Source organism: Mesorhizobium sp. M0816 (assembly GCF_040320005.1).
In the GTDB taxonomy this organism is placed as follows: domain Bacteria; phylum Pseudomonadota; class Alphaproteobacteria; order Rhizobiales; family Rhizobiaceae; genus Mesorhizobium.
This window is the reverse complement of record NZ_JAMYOT010000008.1, coordinates 128167-146265: the sequence shown is the minus strand read 5'-3', so window position 1 is coordinate 146265 and position 18099 is coordinate 128167. Positions and strand designations below refer to the sequence as shown.

Sequence of the window (18099 nt, the reverse complement as noted above, 5' to 3'; positions counted from 1 at the left end):
CCGTTCGAGGGTTTCTCAGGGGTGATAAGCATGTTCAACACAGCAAGAATGGCTCTCCTGGCCGCGGTGTTTGCCGGCGCCGGGCCGGCATTCGCCGCCGATTTCGTCGAGCCGCCCGTCGTCGAGGAGGCGCCGCCACCGATCGCCTACGAGCAGCCGGCCGACTTTGGCGGCTGGTATATCCGTGGCGACATCGACTATCACTGGTCGAAGTTTCGCGGCGCCGACTATATCACCTACGGACCGCCTCCCGGAACCGGCACTTTTGACAGCGGCAAGCTGAAGAGTGCTTTCTCGGCCGGTGCCGGCGTTGGCTATCAAATCGACCGGCACTTCCGCACCGACTTGACCGCGGACTGGATGAGCAAATCCACCTTCCGCGGCTCGACCAGCGGCATCTGCCTTGATGGAGATCCTTGTACTTCGGTCGACACCTCGTCCTATACCGCGCTGCTGCTGCTCGCCAACGCCTATGTCGATATCGGCACATGGCACGGTATCACGCCCTATGTCGGCGCCGGCATCGGCGGCGCCTGGGTTAAGTGGGATACACTCCACAACAGCGATGAAGACGGTGAATTCTTCCACCGCGGCGGCAAGGGCTGGCGTTTTGCCTATGCTGCCATGGTTGGCGCATCCTACTGTTTGACCGATCGCGTCAAACTCGACGTCGGCTACCGCTACAGCCATATAAACGGTGGGAAGATGTTCGACTTCGGCAGCGGCGTCGGCCCCGGCTATGACAATGGCATCAATGTTCATGAGGTGCGCGGCGGCCTGCGCTACCAGTTCGGCAGATCGGACTGCGTTGAACCGGAACCTTATGTTCCGGAACCCGAGCCCGTCTACACCAAGTAGTCGCTTCGAAATCGAGGAATTCGTTGACCGCCCGGCTGATGCCGGGCGGTTTCGTTTGGCTGCCTAAACATGCTGCGGCGCTCTGTAACACCGTCCGGCTCGAGGAGCGAAGGCGGATCAAATCAATTGCTAACGCCTTGTTATCCTTAACCCGCACTTAACCACTATGGTTAACAATGCTGTCTGAAACGGCGCGCGATCGCGAATGCGCCAAGTTCGGGAGCCGAGGACCATGACATTCAAATCGCCTGTAGCACTGGCGCTTGCAGCAGTCGTCCTGGTGCCGCTGACGCCGGCGCTTGGCGCCGATTACGAACCGCCGGTCTATGTCGACCAGGCGCCCGACTATGTACCGGTCGAGGTTGGCTCGGGATGGTATCTGCGTGGCGATGTCTCCTATCTGGTGCAGAAGAGCTTCAAGGATGAGCATTTCGCCTTTACACCCGCGAGCTTCGACGAAAAGGAAGATCCCATCTTCGCCAGCATCGGCTTCGGCTACCATTTCAACGACTATCTGCGCGCCGATCTCAATGTGGGCTATCTTCCCGGCAACAAGATCGACGTCGGCTATAACGACGGAACGACCGTGGCATCGGCGACCCTGAAGAACTATGCCTTCTCAGGCATACTCAATGGCTATGTCGATCTTGGGACCTATGTCGGAATCACACCTTATCTCGGCGCTGGTGTCGGTATCCTGCAGAGCAAGCGTCGCCTGTCGGCGAGCTACTTCACCGACAACGCCGACCCCACCGACGATTTCGTCCTGCGTGACAACAAGACCCAATACTCCTTCGCCTACACGCTGAATGCCGGCCTTGCCTACCAAGTGTCCAAGAACGTCTCAGTCGATCTGGGCTATCAGTATTTTTCCGCGCCAGACGCCGAATATGTGACTGCCGAGAGCCTGACTTCCTTTCCGATCCGCAAAGGAATCAACAATCATCAAGTCAAAGTCGGACTACGCTACGATCTCTGGTAGGCTCGATCGAAGCCGAGGCGTTGACAATGGCGGGTCGTAGGCCCGCCGTTTACGTTTCGTCGCCGGCAATATCCCGGCAGCGACAAAAACTTTCCCCTTGACGCCGAAAGCCTGAACGCATATCGCCGTCCGTGGGCCACCCCTCCCCAACGAGGGGCCACTATCTGGAAGGATAGACCACGATGACGACGCATACGAAGCCCGGATTCCGTCCGGCAAATCCCAATTTTTCCTCAGGTCCCTGTGCAAAACGCCCCGGCTGGTCGGTCGAGGCGCTCAAAAATGCCGCGCTCGGGCGCTCGCACCGTGCCAAGATCGGCAAGACCAAGCTCGAACAAGCGATCGAGCTGACGCGGGAAATCCTCCAGGTTCCGGCGGATTACCGCATCGGCATCGTGCCGGCCTCGGATACCGGCGCGGTCGAAATGGCGCTGTGGTCGCTGCTCGGCGAGCGCGGCGTCGACATGGTGGCCTGGGAGAGCTTCGGCTCCGGCTGGGTCACCGATGTGGTCAAGCAGCTGAGGCTCGCCGATGTGCGCAGGTTAGAGGCTGACTACGGCGCACTGCCCGACCTGACCAAAATCGACTTCGACCGCGACGTGGTCTTCACCTGGAACGGCACGACGTCGGGCGTGCGCGTGCCGAACGGCGACTTCATCCCGGCCACACGCAAGGGCCTGACCATCTGCGACGCCACTTCGGCGGCCTTTGCGCAAAAGCTCGATTTTCAGAAACTCGACGTCGTCACCTTCTCCTGGCAGAAGGTCTTGGGCGGTGAGGGCGCGCACGGAATGCTGATCCTCAGCCCGCGCGCCGTGGAACGCCTGGAAAGCTACAAACCGGCCTGGCCGCTGCCGAAGATCTTCCGTCTCACCTCGGGGGGCAAGCTGATCGAAGGCATCTTCAAGGGCGAGACGATCAACACGCCGTCGATGCTGTGCGTCGAGGACTATCTCGACGCGCTGCGTTGGGCGAAGTCGATCGGCGGCCTCGACGCGCTGGTCACCAGAGCGGATGCCAATGCCGCTGTTCTCGATCGCTTTGTCGGAAAATCTTCCTGGCTCGGCCATCTTGCCGTAGACCCGGCGACGCGTTCGAACACGTCGGTCTGCCTTTCCTTCACCGATCCGGATGTCGCTGCACTCGACGCCGACGGACAGGCTGCATTCGCCAAGGCAATTGTCTCGGTGCTCGACAAGGAAGGCGTCGCCTACGACATCGGCGCCTACCGCGATGCACCGCCCGGCCTGCGCATCTGGTGCGGGGCGACAGTCGAGACCTCCGATCTCGAAGCGCTGCTGCCCTGGCTCGACTGGGCCTTTGCCGCGCAAAAGGCGTCGCTCAAAGCGGCGGCCTGATCCCTCCCCCTTCGAGGGGAGGGTGGCCCGAAGGGCCGGGTGGGGTCGCCTCCACCCGCTCAACGATCCGCCATCCAGAAAGAAAAAGATTTTCGGCCGCGCCCGGCCGCAACGACCCCACCCCGGCGCTTCGCGCCGACCCTCCCCTCAAGGGGGAGGGACGCCAATCGCAAAGGACCAAGCCAATGCCCCGCGTTCTCGTCTCAGACAAACTTTCCACCACCGCCGTGCAGATCTTCAGGGATCGCGGCATCGAGGTCGACTATTTGCCGGATCTCGGCAAGGACAAGGAAAAACTGCTCGAAGTGATCGGCCAGTATGATGGGCTGGCCATCCGCTCGGCGACAAAGGTCACGGAGAAGCTGATCAACGCCGCGACCAGGCTGAAGGTCGTGGGCCGCGCCGGCATCGGCGTCGACAATGTCGACATCCCGGCGGCGAGCCGCAAGGGCATCATCGTGATGAACACGCCCTTCGGCAATTCGATCACCACCGCCGAGCATGCCGTCGCCATGATCTTCGCGCTGGCCCGCCAGATACCGGAGGCCAACGCCTCGACCCACGCCGGCAAATGGGAAAAGAACCGCTTCATGGGTGTCGAGATCACCGGCAAGACGCTGGGCATCATCGGCTGCGGCAATATCGGTTCGATCGTCGCTACGCGCGGCGTCGGCCTGAAGATGCATGTCATCGCCTTCGATCCATTCCTGTCGGACAGCCGCGCCGAGGAGCTCGGCGTCGAAAAGGTCGAGCTCGACGAGCTGTTCGTCCGCGCCGACTTCATCACGCTGCACACGCCGCTCACCGACAAGACGCGTAACATCATCGACGCCGCGGCGATCGCCAAGATGAAGACCGGCGTGCGTATCATCAACTGCGCCCGTGGCGGGCTGATCGTCGAGGCCGACCTGATCGCGGCGCTGAAGAGCGGCAAGGTGGCCGGCGCCGGCATCGACGTGTTCGAGGTCGAACCGGCGGACAACAACGCACTGTTCGGCATGGAGAATGTCGTGGCGACGCCGCATCTCGGCGCGTCGACCACCGAAGCGCAGGAGAATGTCGCCCTGCATGTCGCCGAGCAGATGTCCGACTATTTGATCAAGGGCGCCGTTTCCAACGCCATCAACATGCCGTCGATCACTGCCGAAGAGGCGCCGCGGCTGAAACCTTTCGTCAAGCTTGCCGAAGTGCTCGGCGCCTTTGTCGGACAGGTCACCGAGGATCCGATCAAGGAGGTCGAGATACTGTTCGACGGCTCGACCGCGACGATGAACACGCGCGCGCTGATCAGTGCCACCCTTGCCGGGCTGATCCGGCCGCAGGTCTCCGACGTCAACATGGTGTCGGCGCCGATCATGGTGAAGGAGCGCGGCATCATCGTCGCCGAGGTCAAGCGTGACAAGTCGGGCGTGTTCGACGGCTATATCAAGCTGACGGTCAAGACCGAGCACAGGACGCGCTCGATCGCCGGCACCTGTTTCTCGGACGGCAAGCCGCGCTTCATCCAGATCAAGGGCATCAATCTCGACGCCGAGGTCGGCCAGCACATGCTCTACACGACCAATGCCGACGCGCCCGGTATCATCGGCCTGCTCGGCACGGTGTGCGGCGAGAACGGCGTCAACATCGCCAACTTCCAGCTCGGCCGCAACCGGCCGGGCGGCGATGCCATCGCATTGCTCTATCTCGATGCGCCGTTCCCGGAAAACGTGTTGGCGCAGGTGCGCTCGCACAAGTCGATCGACTCCGCCAAGCGGCTGCATTTCGATGTGGGGATAGCCTGAAATTCGGTCGCCCCGTGTGCAGCAGCACGCGGGGCGGCGGAACGTCGCGGCAAGCGACTTCATTCAGCAGCGGATGCCGCCATCTTCCGTCCGCTGTATTCGGCGAGGCTGATGCCACCGAGCACCAGCGCGAGAGCCAGCGCCTGATAGAGCTGGAATGTCTCACCGACAATCAGCACCGATAGCAGCGTACCGAAGATCGGCACCAGATTGATGAACAGGCCGGCCCGGTTGGCGCCGATCAGCTCGTTGCCCCTGATATAGAAGATCTGCGAGATGACCGAAGCACCGATGGCGGTATAGAACGCGACCGCCCAGCCGCGGGCATCGGGGACGATGACCTTGCCGGCGGCAATCTCCCAAAGGAAGAAAGGCAGCGATGTGACGAGTGCGGCAACCGACAGCGCCAGCATCAGGCTCTGCCAGCGGATGACCGGCTTCAGCCGCAACCCCACCGAATAGAAGGAGTAGCAAAGCACGGCGACCAGCATGATCGCGTCGCCGAAGTTGAGATCCAGCTTGAGAAGCTGGCGCAGGTCGCCATGGCTCGCCGTCACCGCGACGCCAATGATGGTCAGCACGACGCCAGCTATCTGCACCCGGTTCACCCGCAGGCGAAACAGCACGAAATTGGCGATGATGATCACGATCGGTATCGCCGCCTGCTCGATCGAGACGTTGATCGCCGTCGTGTAGTTGAGCGCCGTGTAGAAGATCGCATTGAAAAAGGCGAAGCCGCAACCGCCGAGCCCGCCAAGCAGCAACCAGTGCCTGCGCACCACCGGCCAGTCTTGGCGTAGCGTTCCCCAGCCGATCGGCAGCAGGATCAGAACCGCCAGCAGCCAACGCAGGAAGACCAGCGTCATCGGCGAGATATGACCGACCGCCAGCTTTCCCGCCACGGAGTTGCCGCCCCACAGCAAGGTGGTGAACAGCAGGAACAGATAGGCGGCTCGATGCATCGTGAACTCCCGGCCAGGCAGAGGGAATTTGACGGTCGGTGTGGGCCTATTGCGACCGCCAGCCCAAGTAAATGATGTCAAAGGCGAAAATTGTTGTGCCTCGGAGCGTTTTGGGCGGCAAAGAGTGGTCGCGCTCGCCGGGTCTTGACGCTATAGAGCGACGTGCGTGCAATTGGACGCTACAAAGTACGCGTCGGAAGGCTTTAATCTCGCGTCGTGCTTTTCCGAAAATCGATTCCGATTTTGGGGGCCGATGCGATAGAGGCCTATCGTTTCGAATTGTTTCAAGCTGCTCGTGCGGCGTCTCAAGGGAAAAGAAATATGGCCAATGTGGTGGTCGTCGGCTCGCAATGGGGCGATGAGGGCAAAGGCAAGATCGTAGACTGGCTGTCGGAGCGCGCCGATGTTGTCGTGCGCTTCCAGGGCGGCCACAATGCCGGCCACACGCTGGTCGTCGACGGCAAGGTCTACAAGCTGTCGCTGCTGCCGTCCGGCGTGGTGCGGCAAGGCAAGCTTTCCATCATCGGCAATGGCGTCGTCTTCGATCCGCACGCTTTCGTTGCGGAGGTTGCGAAATTGAAGGCGCAGGGCGTCGAGGTGACGCCAGACCGCCTGAAAATAGCCGAAAACACCGCGCTTATCCTGTCCTTGCACCGGGAACTGGACGGATTTCGCGAGGACGCCGCTTCCAATTCCGGAACGAAGATCGGCACGACCCGTCGCGGCATCGGTCCCGCCTATGAAGACAAGGTGGGCCGGCGCGCGGTCAGGGTGATGGATTTGGCGGATTTGGAAACGCTGCCCTTGAAGGTCGACAGGCTGCTGACGCACCACAATGCGCTGCGGCGCGGGCTCGGCCATGCCGAGGTCACGCATGAGGCGATCATGAGCGAGCTGATCTCGGTGGCCGACGAGATCCTGCCCTATATGGACCGCGTCTGGAAAATCCTCGACGACAAGCGCCGCGCCGGCGAGCGCATCCTGTTCGAGGGCGCGCAAGGCACGTTGCTCGACATCGACCACGGCACCTATCCGTTCGTCACCTCGTCCAATACGGTTGCCGGTCAGGCCGCCGCCGGGTCGGGTGTCGGGCCGGGCGCCATCGGCTATGTGCTCGGCATCACCAAGGCCTATACGACGCGCGTCGGCGAAGGCCCGTTTCCAACCGAACAGAAGAACGAGATCGGCGAGTTCCTGGGCACGCGCGGCCATGAATTCGGCGTCGTCACCGGCCGCAAGCGGCGCTGCGGCTGGTTCGATGCCGTGCTGGTCCGCCAGGCCGTCGCCGTCAACGGCATCAAGGGCATTGCGCTGACCAAGCTCGATGTGCTCGATGGGCTGGACGAGATCAAGGTCTGTACCGGCTACCGACTCGACGGCGAGGCGATCGATTACCTGCCGGCCAGCCAGGGTGCGCAGGCCCGCGTCGAACCGGTCTATGAGACGCTGGAGGGGTGGAAAGGCACCACTGCCGGCGCGCGCAGCTGGAACGACCTGCCGGCCCAGGCGGTGAAGTACGTCCGCTACATCGAAGAGCTGATCGGCGCGCCGGTCGCACTCCTTTCCACCAGCCCTGAACGGGACGACACGATACTTGTGACCGATCCGTTTCAAGACTAGTTTCTCAGCCTTCCGGGCATTGCGGCTGATTTGCGGGGGCCGGCCCAGAAACAAATGCAGGTCGACTGACGTATGGTAGATTTTGTTCCTATTCTGAAAAAGGCGCTCGATAAACTCGGTGAGCCGTCGGCGGAAGTGCGCGCCAGGGTCTATGACAGGGCCCGTTCGTCAATCGCGAAACAACTCGCAGAGAAGGCCACGATGACGCCTTCCGATGTCGACCGGCAGATGCGTGCACTGGAAGACGCCATCGCCAAAGTCGAGCGGGACTATGCCAAGCCTGCGCCGCCTCCCGACCCGCTGGCGGAACTGGAGGACATCTTCTCCTCCATCGACCGCAACAAGAACCAGTCCAGCCATATCCGACAGCCAGCAAAGACGGAGCCGGCATGGCAGCCGGCCAAGACCGAGCCGGCAAAGACCGGGCCGGCCTGGCAGCCCACGCCCGCCAAGGCGGCGCCGAACTGGCAAAAGCCGCAGCCCGTCGCTCTTTCTCAGGAGCGCGCTGGTCCGCCGCCGTCCGATATGGATCTTCCGACGGCTGACGGCCAAGACGGCGTTTTTCGGGGCGACGACTTTTCCAACGGCGGCGGGCCCGCGGAGGACAGGTTCCAGCGGCTCCATCCTGCCGAGCGCAGGCGTAGCTATGGCGGTGTGATCGCCGCCGCCATTGCCTTGCTCGTCATTGCCGGTGGTGGCTATGGCATCTGGCTGAACAAGGATGCGTTCGGCAGCATGCTCGGCCTCGACTCGACCAAAGCCGTCGCCACCGAACCGCTGGTAAAACCAGCCCCGCCCAAGCCGGAGGCCGATGCGGCCGTACCGGCCGCCGCGCCTCCGACGGAGGCCGGCGAGGGCGCGAAGTTCACGCAGCGCCTGACGCCCGAGGGCCACGAAGTCGATCCCGGCCCCGCGGCCGGGCAGGCGGGCATCGGCGAAGGCGAATCCGTCGCCGCACTGACCACGCCGCCATCGGCCGCACAAGCGCCGACCACCCCGGCACCCGCCGCGCCGGCACCGGCCGCACCCGCCGACACGCAAGCCACGGCCAATGCTCCAGCAGTCGATGGGTCCGCTGCACCAACTCCCGCAACGCCGCCCGCCAACGGGGCGGCAGCGCCTGCAGCGGCCGCCCCGCCGCCCGCACCGGCAGCGGCACCAACGGCAGTTCCGCCGCAAGCCACGTTGGCCGTCGGCCAGAAGGCGATCTTCTACGAGGAGCGCACCAGCACCGCTCAAGGCTCGGCCGAGCCCGGCAACATCGTCTGGTCGCTGGTGCAGGAATCGCCCGGCGGCGACCTGCCGCCCGAGCCGGCGATCCGCGCCGAGGCGACCATTCCAGGCAAGGATATCCAGTTGCGCATGACGATCCGTCGCAACACCGACCAGACGCTGCCGGCCAGCCATATTATCGAGATGATCTTCCTGACGCCTGACGGCTTCGAGGGCGGCGGCGTCGACAACATCCTGCGTGTCGCCATGAAGGGCTCCGAGCAGGATGCCGGAAGCCCGCTGATCGGCATCCCGGCCAAGATCGCCGACGGTTTCTTCCTGGTTGCGCTCAACGATACCAAGGCGGATGAAGACGCCAATCTGACCTTGCTCAGAGGTCAGGACTGGATTGATGTGCCGGTCGTCTACAAGACCGGGCGGCGGGCGCTGCTCACCATGGAAAAGGGCATTCCAGGCGAGAAGGTGTTCGACGAGGCGCTAAAGGCCTGGCAGACAAAGACGGCGGGGTGAGGCCGGCTCACCAGCCCAACGCCTCTCTGGCTCAGAAGCCTTGGAACAGCATGTCGAGCGCGCTCACGATGTCGTCGTGATGGCGAGAAAGATTTCCTTCGGCAACGGGCAATTCAGAGGTCATCAAGGCTGACATGAATTGAGTGACCATGACATGGTCCTTACCGTTGATGGTGAAGATAGGGTTTAGCCGGCGGCCCGGCACTGGGGCCTTATTGGCTGGCATCAGCGGGACGACGACTTTCGTGTCGAGCCGTCCCAGAAAGTCGGATTGGACATCGAGAAGGTAACCGTCGCCTTCGGCACTCTGGTAGAAATCATAACGTGCCATCAAAACAGCCGGTGCTTGGCCAGAGGCAAGCCGTTGCGCCTGACATAGTCATTCGAACTGTCGATCGCTTCCTTGTTTTCCTCCTGCCACCGGCGGTTTTTTTCGGCCGAAATCGCCTTGGCGATGCCCTCTTCCGCAGCGCGGGATATATTGATGCCCAACGCCTTGGCATCCTCGATCAAGCGGGAGTCGATCGATGTATTAACCGACTTTCTTTGGGTTTTTGGATTCGATTGAAGCATACAGCCGCTCCCATTTATGCGCATAATGTAGGCGCATATGAGCGTGCATGCAACCTCTCAAGCCTCCATCTCTTCCCTTAGCATCTCGAGTTCCAGCCATTCCTCCTCGAGCGCTGCCAGTGTGACGCGCTCCTTGTCGAGCGCGGCAATCGTCTTCTGGAACGAGGCCGGGTCGCGCTCGTAATAGGCCGGATCGGCGATGTTGTTCTCCAGCCGCGAGATCGAGGCCGACACCGCCTCGATCTTCTTGGGTAAGGTTTCCAGCGCGAATTTCTGCTTGAACGACAGTTTCTTGGCCGGGCCCTTCGGTGCGGCCGCTTCGCTCCTGCTTGCCGCCGTCGCGTCGCCGGCTTCTGCTTTTGGCCGCGCCCTGCGGTCGTCCAGCCTGGTGCCGCCGCGCTGCGCCAGCATGTCGGAATAGCCGCCGGCATATTCGATCCAGCGGCCGTCACCATCCGGCGCGATGATGCTGGTCACGGTGCGGTCGAGGAAATCGCGATCGTGGCTGACCAGGATCACCGTGCCGGCAAAGCCGGCGACCAATTCCTGCAGCAGCTCCAGCGTCTCCATATCGAGGTCGTTGGTCGGCTCGTCGAGCACAAGCAGGTTTGCCGGCCGCGCCAAAACGCGGGCGAGGATCAGCCGCGCCCGCTCGCCGCCCGAAAGCTCGCGCACCGGCGTGCGCGCCTGTTCCGGCTTGAACAGGAAGTCTTTCATGTAAGAGACGACGTGGCGCTGCTCGCCATTGATGACGAGGTTCTCGCCGCGCCCGTCGGTGAGATACTGCGCCAATGTCTCCTGCGGGTCGACGGCTTCGCGCTTCTGGTCGAGCGTGGCGATCTCCAGATTTGTGCCGAGCCGCACCGTGCCCGCGTCCGGCTTCAATTCGCCGGTCAGCATCTTCAACAGCGTCGTCTTGCCGGCGCCGTTCGGCCCGACCAGACCGACGCGATCGCCGCGCTGGATGCGGGTCGAGAATCCCTTGACCACGGTCAGATCGCCAAAGCTCTTCTCAATGTTCTTGGCTTCGATCACCAGTTTGCCGGATTCGGCGGCGTCGCTAGCTGTCATCGTCGCCGCACCCTCGGCGCCGCGGTGGCCGCGAAAGCGCTGGCGCATGGTCTGCAACTCACCGAGCCGGCGCATGTTGCGCTTGCGCCTTGCCGTCACGCCATAGCGCAGCCAGTGCTCCTCGCGCACGATCTGGCGACCGAGCTTGTGCTGCTCGCGCTCTTCCTCCTCCAGCACCGTGTCGCGCCATTCCTCGAAATAGCCAAAGCCCTTGTCGAGACGGCGGGTCTGGCCGCGGTCGAGCCAGATTGTGGCGCGTGACACGCGCTCGAGAAAACGGCGGTCATGCGAGATGACGACCAGTGCCGAGGAGGTGCGGGCAAGCTCCTCCTCCAGCCATTCGATGACCGAAAGGTCAAGATGATTGGTCGGCTCATCGAGGAGGAGAATGTCGGGCTCCGGCGCCATGACGCGGGCGAGGGCGGCGCGCCGCGCCTCGCCGCCGGAGAGGTCGTTCGGCCGTTCCTCGCCGGTCAGGCCGAGATGCTCCATCAGATAGGTGGCGCGGTAGGGATCGTCGGCCGGCCCGAGCCCCGCCTCGACATAGGCGCGGACAGTCGCAAAGCCGTCCATGTCGGGCATTTGCGGCAAGTAGCGCACGGTCGCCGAAGGCTGGCGGAAGACTTCGCCGTCCTGCGGTTCGATCAGCCCGGCGGCTATCTTGAGGAGCGTCGACTTGCCAGAGCCGTTGCGGCCGACCAGGGCGATCTTGTCGCCAACTGAGGCCGTCAGGGCGGCACCGTCGAGCAGCGGCGTGCCGCCAAAGGTCAGCTTTATCCCGTCGAGATTGAGAAGCGGCGGCGCCATGTCAGCTTTCTGGGCTCAGCTTTCCGGAAAAGGGTAGGGATGCGCGAGCAGCAGCGCGCGGCCGCTGGCCAGCGCGATTTCCAGCCGGCCCCTGACCTCGTTGGAAATGGTCAGCGACGAGCCGAACGCAACCTCGACATGGTCGAGCGGCCATTTGGCGCCGGTGACTGTCAGGCCGGCGAGATCCGAAAAGCCGAGCACCGAAAACAGCGTGCCGTCGACATAGTCGAAGCCAGTCTTTCCAGGCAGCAAAGGAATGCCTTCCTGTGCGCCGCTGGTCAAAAGCACTTCCGTTCCGCCTTCCGCCAGCCGGACGCTCAGCGCCAGATGCAGGAAGATGTGGTCGGTGCGTTTGCCGCCGAAGGCGCCTGCGAGCACAAGGCTGGTCGCACCGCGTTCGAGCGCGGCGGCGATAGCGAGTTCACCGTCGGTCTTGTCCTTTTCAGCGGGAAATACCTGCCGTGGCACGGCGGCCAGATCTTCCGGCAAATCGGCAGGCACCGAATCGAAATCGCCGACCCAGAGTTCCGGCCTCAGGCCCAGCATGCGGGCATGACCGATGCCGGCATCGGCGGCGATGACGCGCGAGCCTTCGACCTGGCGGTCGAGCAGCGGCGTGCGGATGAGATCGCCGCCAAGCAGGATGGTGAATGTGCTCATATCTCGTGGCCCTTACCAGCCCTGCCCCGGAAACGGAAGATGAAACGGCAGACGAAACGGAAGGCTGGGCTTTGGATGCCCGGCAAACTTCCGCTTGCGCAGCACTTCGGCCGGGCCTATGTGTCGCAACGCTCTAACGGGGTGCCGGACGCGATTTTCGCGGACCGGCTGAGAGGCAAGACTGCCAACCCGCTGAACCTGATCCGGTTTGTACCGGCGGAGGGATTAGACGTTTCGGACAGCCCGACGCCTCAATTCCTTTCAACGCGAACGAAGGAGGCGCCGATGCGCAGTTTTTTCCACTCTCTTGTCTCAATTGTCCTGCTTGCGGCATCCGCGCTCGCCCTGCCAGGGCAGGCATCGGCACAGGATAGACTGACGGTCTATACCTATGAAAGCTTCACCGCCGATTGGGGTCCGGGACCGGCGGTGAAGAAGGCCTTCGAGGCCGAATGCAGTTGCGTCGTCGAATTCGTATCGGTCGCCGACGGCGTGGCGCTGCTCAACCGTGTGAAGCTGGAAGGCGCCGCGACCAAGGCCGACATCGTACTTGGCCTCGATACCAACTTAACCGCCGACGCCAAGGCAACCGGCCTGTTTTCGCTGCACGGCACCGTGTCGGGCGTCAGTGTGCCGGGCGGCTGGAGCGACGATATTTTCGTGCCGTTCGACTATGGCTATTTCGCCGTCGTCTACGATACCGAAAAACTGAAGAGCCCGCCGAAGAGCCTCAGGGAATTGGTCGAGGGCGATGCCGGAGAGAAGATCGTCATCCAGGATCCGCGCACCTCGACGCCGGGCCTTGGCCTGCTGCTGTGGGTCAAGTCGGTCTATGGCGACAAGGCGCCGGAAGCCTGGGCCAAACTCAAGGCGAAGGTGCTGACGGTAACGCCGGGCTGGAGCGAGGCCTACGGCCTGTTCACCAAGGGCGAGGCGCCGATGGTGCTGTCCTACACCACCTCGCCGGCCTACCACATGGTCGCCGAAAACACCGAGCGCTACCAGGCGGCGTCCTTCGAGGAGGGCGAATATCTGCAGATCGAGGTTGCGGGGATCACCACCAAGGGTGCGAAGAACCCGCTGGCAGAAAAGTTCATTGCCTTCATGACCGGACCGAAATTTCAGGATGTCATTCCCGAAACCAACTGGATGTTCCCGGCCGGCAAAACCGACAAGCCGCTCAACCCGGCGTTCGACAAGCTGGTCAAGCCGACCAAGACCTTGCTGTTCAGCCCGGAAGACGTCGCGGCCAACCGCAAGGCCTGGGTCGATGAGTGGCTTGCGGCGATGAGCAAGTAGGGCTCAAGCCTCGTCGGATGTTTACGCCAAGCCACCCCCCTCTGGCCTGCCGGCCATCTCCCCCTCAAGGGGGGAGATCGGCAGCTTTGTCGCCTCTCCTCGTCCTGCCACTTGTGAGATTGGCGAAGGCGGCTGAGTGCGCAATCTCCCCCCTTGAGGGGGAGATGGCCGGCAGGCCAGAGAGGGGTGGGCTCGGCCATTGTCAGGTATTTCCTTCGATCAACGCCTGTCTCGGGTAGCGCGACATGCGTACGCGTCATCCGGCCGATCCCCGCGTCACCGCCGGCATCGTCGCGCTCGCTGCCATCGCGCTGCTTATCGGCGGAGCATTCGCCGGGCTCCTCGTCGAAGCTACGCGCGACCTGTCCGGCGCCGCTTCCGCCTTCGATTCCTATCTCCTGCGTGTTGCCCGCTTCACGCTCTGGCAGGCTCTGTTGTCGACCCTGCTCTCCGTCGCACCGGCGCTGTTCGTCGCGCGCGCCCTGTCGCGGCATCCGCGTTTTTTCGGGCGAGGCTTCATCCTCCAGCTTTTCGCCGTGCCGCTGGCGCTGCCGGCCATTGTTGCCGCACTCGGTGTCTTGGCACTCTATGGCCGCGCCGGGTATTTCGCCGGCACGCTCGGCGCGATTGGCGGGCAGAGCTGGCCCGGCATCTATGGCCTGTCGGGCATTCTCGTCGCCCACGTCTTCTTCAACCTGCCGCTGGCGACGCGGCTGTTCCTGGAAGCGCTGCAGACCGTGCCGGCCGACCAATGGCGGCTGGCGAGCCAGCTTGGCATGGGGGCTGCGCCGGCCTTCCGGCTGATCGAATGGCCGCCGCTGCGTGCGGCCTTGCCGGGCGTTGCCGGGCTCGTTTTCATGCTGTGCATCACCTCCTTCACCATCGTGCTTACGCTCGGCGGCGGACCCAGAGCGACGACGCTGGAGGTTGCCATCTACCAGGCGCTGCGTTTCGACTTCGACCCGGCGCGGGCTGTGACGCTGACCCTGCTGCAGATTGCCCTGACCTTCGTCGTCGTGCTGGCCTTGACGCGGCTCGGCGCCAATATGGTCGGGGATGCCAATCTGCCGGTGGCGCCGCGCCGGTATTTTTCAGCCGGTGCGGCCGAGACCGTGCTGAACGCATTGGCGATCGGGCTCGCACTGCTGTTTGTCGCCGGGCCGATGGCGGCCACGTTGGCAGCCGGGCTTGGCGCCGATCTCGGCCGCCTGGCCGGCGAGAGCGCGGTGCGGCAAGCGACGGCGACCAGTGCCGTGCTCTCCCTCCTATCGGCGCTGCTCTCTGTGGCGTTGTCGCTGTCGCTGGTCGTGGCGCGCCGGGCGCTGGCGCTCACCCGGCGGCAGGGCCGGCGGACACTGCTCGAACATCTGGCCGACACCGGTGCGGGGTTCGTCCTGGTGGTGCCGCCCATCGTCATCGGCGCCGGCTGGTTCCTGCTCTTGCGCACCGTCGGCGATGTCTTTGCGATCGCCCCTGTCATGGTCGTTACGGTCAATGCGGTGATGGCGATGCCGTTCGCCATCCGCGCCATTCGCCCTGCCTATGACGCGGCGAGCGAACGCCACGAACGGCTCTGCGCACAGCTTGGTATCTTGGGCTGGAACCGGTTGCGGCTGGTCGACTGGCCGTCGCTGCGGCGGCCGCTCGCCACCGGCTTCGCGTTCGCCATGGCGCTGTCGCTCGGCGATCTCGGCGTCATTGCGCTATTCGGCAGCGATTCCGTGCAGACCTTGCCCTATCTGCTGCTGGCGCGCATGGGCAGTTACCGCACCGAGGATGCGGCCGGCCTGGCGCTGCTGCTCGGCCTTGTCTGCCTGGCGCTGGTGTTGGCCGCAGACTGGCTGGGAAGGAGGGAGAAATCATGATGCCGATCAGCCCGGAACGGTCCATTTCCGTCGAAAAAGGCGCGGCCGTGCGGCTCGATAATGTCTCGTTCAGCTATGGTGAAACGCCGCTTATATTCGATGTTGATTTCCCGGCGTCGGAAATCACCGCCATCATGGGGCCGAGCGGTTCGGGAAAGTCGACGCTGCTCAATCTGGTGGCCGGCTTCGAGACGCCGCGGTCGGGCCGCGTGCTGATCGGCGGCGCCGACGTCAGCACTGCGCCGCCATCAGCGCGGCCGGTATCGATGGTGTTCCAGGAAAACAACCTGTTTGCCCATCTGTCCCTCGAGCAGAATGTCGGGCTCGGCCGCTCGCCTTCGCTCAGGCTGAGCGACGCTGACCGCGCCGCAATCGCCGCAGCGCTGAAGCGCGTCGGCCTTGCCGGCAAGGAAAGCCGGCTGCCGCGCGAACTCTCCGGCGGCGAGCGGCAGCGCGTCGCGCTCGCCCGTGTCCTGGTGCGCGACCGGCCGGTGTTGTTGCTCGACGAGCCGTTCGCTTCGCTCGGACCGGCACTGCGCGACGACATGCTCGACCTGGTGGCCGACGTCCATTCGGAGCAGTGCATGACGGTGCTATTCGTCACGCACCAGCCGGACGATGCGCGCCGTATCGGCCAAAACATGGTTTTCCTGGATGGTGGCACGGTTGCCGCGACGGGCACCGCGGCCGATTTTTTCGTCGGGGCTGGACCGGAGGCATTCCGACGCTATATCGGCTCGGGTCCGTTTGCGGTTGGATCACGAGATGTTGCCCGGAAGCGGACATAATTTATGGTCAAACCGGCGGAAGGCGAAGCGGCGCTTGCTTGCCATGGTCGAGGTAGTGTGGCTAGGTCCGCCAGGAGCTGGTCCGGCCTAGACCGTGATTTGCCCTTGCTGCCTCGCATCTGTCGGACGCACGAAGGACGCCGTAGCACTTGATTTGCGCGTGATGCTTTCCGGAAATCGCGCCCGATTTTCGCGGTCACGTGCCAGGACTTGAAAGGAAGCCGATCTGCCGACCGGCATCGACAATCGGAGGGTGAAACCGCTGGCGCGCTTTCTGGCGCTGGCCGGTCTCGCCGTGGCGCTGGCAAGCTGCCAGATGTTCACGCCTCCCGACGTGCAGGAATCAGGCTTTCAGCCCTCAGACAAGCCGATCACGGTCGACAATGTCGCCGCCAACGGCAAGCTCGCTCAACTGGCGAAGGCGCAGCACCCGCGCATCCTCGCCACCTATGGCGGCGAATATTCCGACCCCAAGCTCGAGCGCATGGTGGCCAAGATCGTCGGCAGACTGACCGTGGTGTCGGCCAACCCAACCCAGACCTACCGCATCACCATCCTCAACTCGCCCAACGTCAATGCCTTCGCGCTGCCGGGCGGTTATCTCTACATCACCCGCGGCCTGCTTGCGCTGGCCAACGATTCGGCCGAGCTTGCCGCCGTCATTGCGCATGAGATGGGCCACGTTACGGCCAACCACGGCCTGCAGCGCCAGCAACTGGAAGCCGAGGAGGGGTTGGCGACCAAGGTCGTTTCGGATGTGCTCGGCGACAACCCGACGGCCAAGGCGGCACTGATCCGCGGCAAGCTGAGGCTGGCCCAGTTCTCGCGCAATCAGGAGCTGGAGGCCGACGCAATCGGCATCAAGTCGATCGGCGAAGCCGGTTTCGATCCCTACGCCGCCGGCCGCTTCCTGCAGTCGATGTCGGCCTATACCGATTTCCGCTCGATCAGCGGCGCTACCGACGCCAGCCTCGACTTCCTGGCGACGCACCCCAACACGCCGCAGCGTATCGATCTCGCGCAGCGCCACGCCCGCCAGTTCGGCGCGCCCGGTGTCGGGTCGCGCGACCGCGATTCATTTCTTGCCGGCGTAGACGGGCTGCTTTACGGCGACACGCCGGAGGAAGGCTATGTGCGCGGCGAAACCTTCCTGCATCCTGGCCTCGGCGTGTCGTTCTCGGTGCCCAACGGCTTCATCATCGACAATTCGGCGGCGGCGGTGACGGCGACCGGCCCGGGCGACATGGCGATCCGCTTCGACGGCGTTTCGATCGACAAGAACCGCTCGCTGACCGACTACATCCGCAGCGGTTGGGTTGCCGGCCTCGACGACAGCAGCGTGCGCCAGGAGACGATCAACGGCAACGAAGCGGCAACCGCGCATGCCGGCGCCGATGGCTGGCAATTCGATATTGCGGTGATCCGCGCCGGCGGCCAGGTCTACCGCTTGCTGACCGCGGCACCTTCGGCCAGCACCTCGCTGAGCACGGTGGCGCGCTCGGTCAGCGGCTCGTTCCGCATCCTGAGTGCTGCCGAGAAGGCGGCGTTGAAGCCGCTGCGTATCCGCATCGTCACGGTGCAGCCCGGCCAGACAATGGGCTCCCTGGCCGCACAGATGGTCGGCGTCGACCGCAAGCTGGATTTGTTCAGGGTGCTCAACGCGCTGTCGCCGGGTGCCGCGGTTTCGGCCGGCGACAAGGTCAAGATCGTCACCGACAAATAGCAGCCG

At 63.7% G+C, this 18099-nt stretch carries 15 protein-coding genes and 1 riboswitch; of the genes, 10 read left to right on the top strand and 5 right to left on the bottom strand.

The features are described from left to right. Positions 1–30 precede the first annotated feature (30 nt). The 4 genes from NKI17_RS14675 to serA all read left to right on the top strand — a co-directional run bounded on the left by NKI17_RS14675 (position 31) and on the right by serA (position 4982). Entirely contained in the window at positions 31–858 is an 828-nt protein-coding gene (locus tag NKI17_RS14675) for an outer membrane protein (RefSeq protein ID WP_352589941.1), read from the top strand. Between the two features lie 232 nt (positions 859–1090). Further along, complete coding sequence (locus NKI17_RS14670) at positions 1091–1840, top strand: outer membrane protein (protein WP_352450819.1); 750 nt, start codon at positions 1091–1093, stop codon at positions 1838–1840. 182 nt (positions 1841–2022) lie between these two features. Next, positions 2023–3198 (top strand): phosphoserine transaminase, encoded by a 1176-nt coding sequence (locus NKI17_RS14665; protein WP_352589938.1) that lies wholly within the window; start codon positions 2023–2025, stop codon positions 3196–3198. 185 nt (positions 3199–3383) lie between these two features. Further along, positions 3384–4982 carry a phosphoglycerate dehydrogenase gene (gene serA, locus NKI17_RS14660; RefSeq protein ID WP_352589935.1) on the top strand — a complete coding sequence of 533 codons (1599 nt, stop codon included), beginning with the start codon at positions 3384–3386 and terminating at the stop codon, positions 4980–4982. Positions 4983–5041: 59 nt separating this feature from the next. Here serA and NKI17_RS14655 read toward each other — a convergent pair whose 3' ends face one another. Beyond that, positions 5042–5944, bottom strand: a complete 903-nt coding sequence (locus NKI17_RS14655) for a DMT family transporter (RefSeq protein ID WP_352589932.1) — start codon at positions 5942–5944, stop codon at positions 5042–5044. 321 nt (positions 5945–6265) lie between these two features. Here NKI17_RS14655 and NKI17_RS14650 point away from each other — a divergent pair, with 321 nt between their 5' ends. Both NKI17_RS14650 and NKI17_RS14645 read left to right on the top strand, forming a co-directional pair. Then, entirely contained in the window at positions 6266–7564 is a 1299-nt protein-coding gene (locus NKI17_RS14650) for an adenylosuccinate synthase (protein ID WP_023680654.1), read from the top strand. Between the two features lie 72 nt (positions 7565–7636). After that, positions 7637–9307, top strand: a complete 1671-nt coding sequence (locus tag NKI17_RS14645; RefSeq protein WP_352906218.1) for a hypothetical protein — start codon at positions 7637–7639, stop codon at positions 9305–9307. Between the two features lie 31 nt (positions 9308–9338). Here NKI17_RS14645 and NKI17_RS14640 read toward each other — a convergent pair whose 3' ends face one another. From NKI17_RS14640 to NKI17_RS14625, 4 genes are all read right to left on the bottom strand, one after another. Next, a complete protein-coding gene (locus NKI17_RS14640) occupies positions 9339–9638 on the bottom strand; it encodes a CcdB family protein (protein WP_352783161.1) in 300 nt (99 codons plus the stop codon). Further along, complete coding sequence (locus tag NKI17_RS14635) at positions 9638–9799, bottom strand: type II toxin-antitoxin system CcdA family antitoxin (protein ID WP_502894507.1); 162 nt, start codon at positions 9797–9799, stop codon at positions 9638–9640. Before NKI17_RS14635 ends, NKI17_RS14640 begins: the two co-directional genes overlap by 1 nt. 138 nt (positions 9800–9937) lie before the next feature. Continuing rightward, entirely contained in the window at positions 9938–11758 is a 1821-nt protein-coding gene (locus tag NKI17_RS14630; RefSeq protein ID WP_352906217.1) for an ABC-F family ATP-binding cassette domain-containing protein, read from the bottom strand. Positions 11759–11773: 15 nt separating this feature from the next. Continuing rightward, positions 11774–12418, bottom strand: coding sequence for a thiamine diphosphokinase (locus NKI17_RS14625; protein ID WP_352634191.1), 645 nt, complete (start codon positions 12416–12418; stop codon positions 11774–11776). A gap of 127 nt (positions 12419–12545) precedes the next feature. Then, positions 12546–12660: riboswitch (TPP riboswitch) on the top strand. A gap of 43 nt (positions 12661–12703) precedes the next feature. On the opposite strand from NKI17_RS14625, the gene thiB reads away from it, so the two are divergent. The 4 genes from thiB to NKI17_RS14605 all read left to right on the top strand — a co-directional run bounded on the left by thiB (position 12704) and on the right by NKI17_RS14605 (position 18093). Then, positions 12704–13717: a thiamine ABC transporter substrate binding subunit gene (gene thiB / locus NKI17_RS14620; protein WP_352454878.1), complete on the top strand. Its 1014-nt coding sequence runs from the start codon at positions 12704–12706 to the stop codon at positions 13715–13717. Positions 13718–13962: 245 nt separating this feature from the next. Beyond that, positions 13963–15582: a thiamine/thiamine pyrophosphate ABC transporter permease gene (gene thiP, locus NKI17_RS14615; protein ID WP_352783168.1), complete on the top strand. Its 1620-nt coding sequence runs from the start codon at positions 13963–13965 to the stop codon at positions 15580–15582. Beyond that, entirely contained in the window at positions 15579–16370 is a 792-nt protein-coding gene (thiQ, locus tag NKI17_RS14610; protein ID WP_352574749.1) for a thiamine ABC transporter ATP-binding protein, read from the top strand. The genes thiP and thiQ overlap by 4 nt, the downstream gene beginning before the upstream one ends. Positions 16371–16623: 253 nt before the next feature. Beyond that, positions 16624–18093, top strand: coding sequence for a M48 family metalloprotease (locus NKI17_RS14605; protein WP_352574751.1), 1470 nt, complete (start codon positions 16624–16626; stop codon positions 18091–18093). Positions 18094–18099 lie beyond the last annotated feature (6 nt).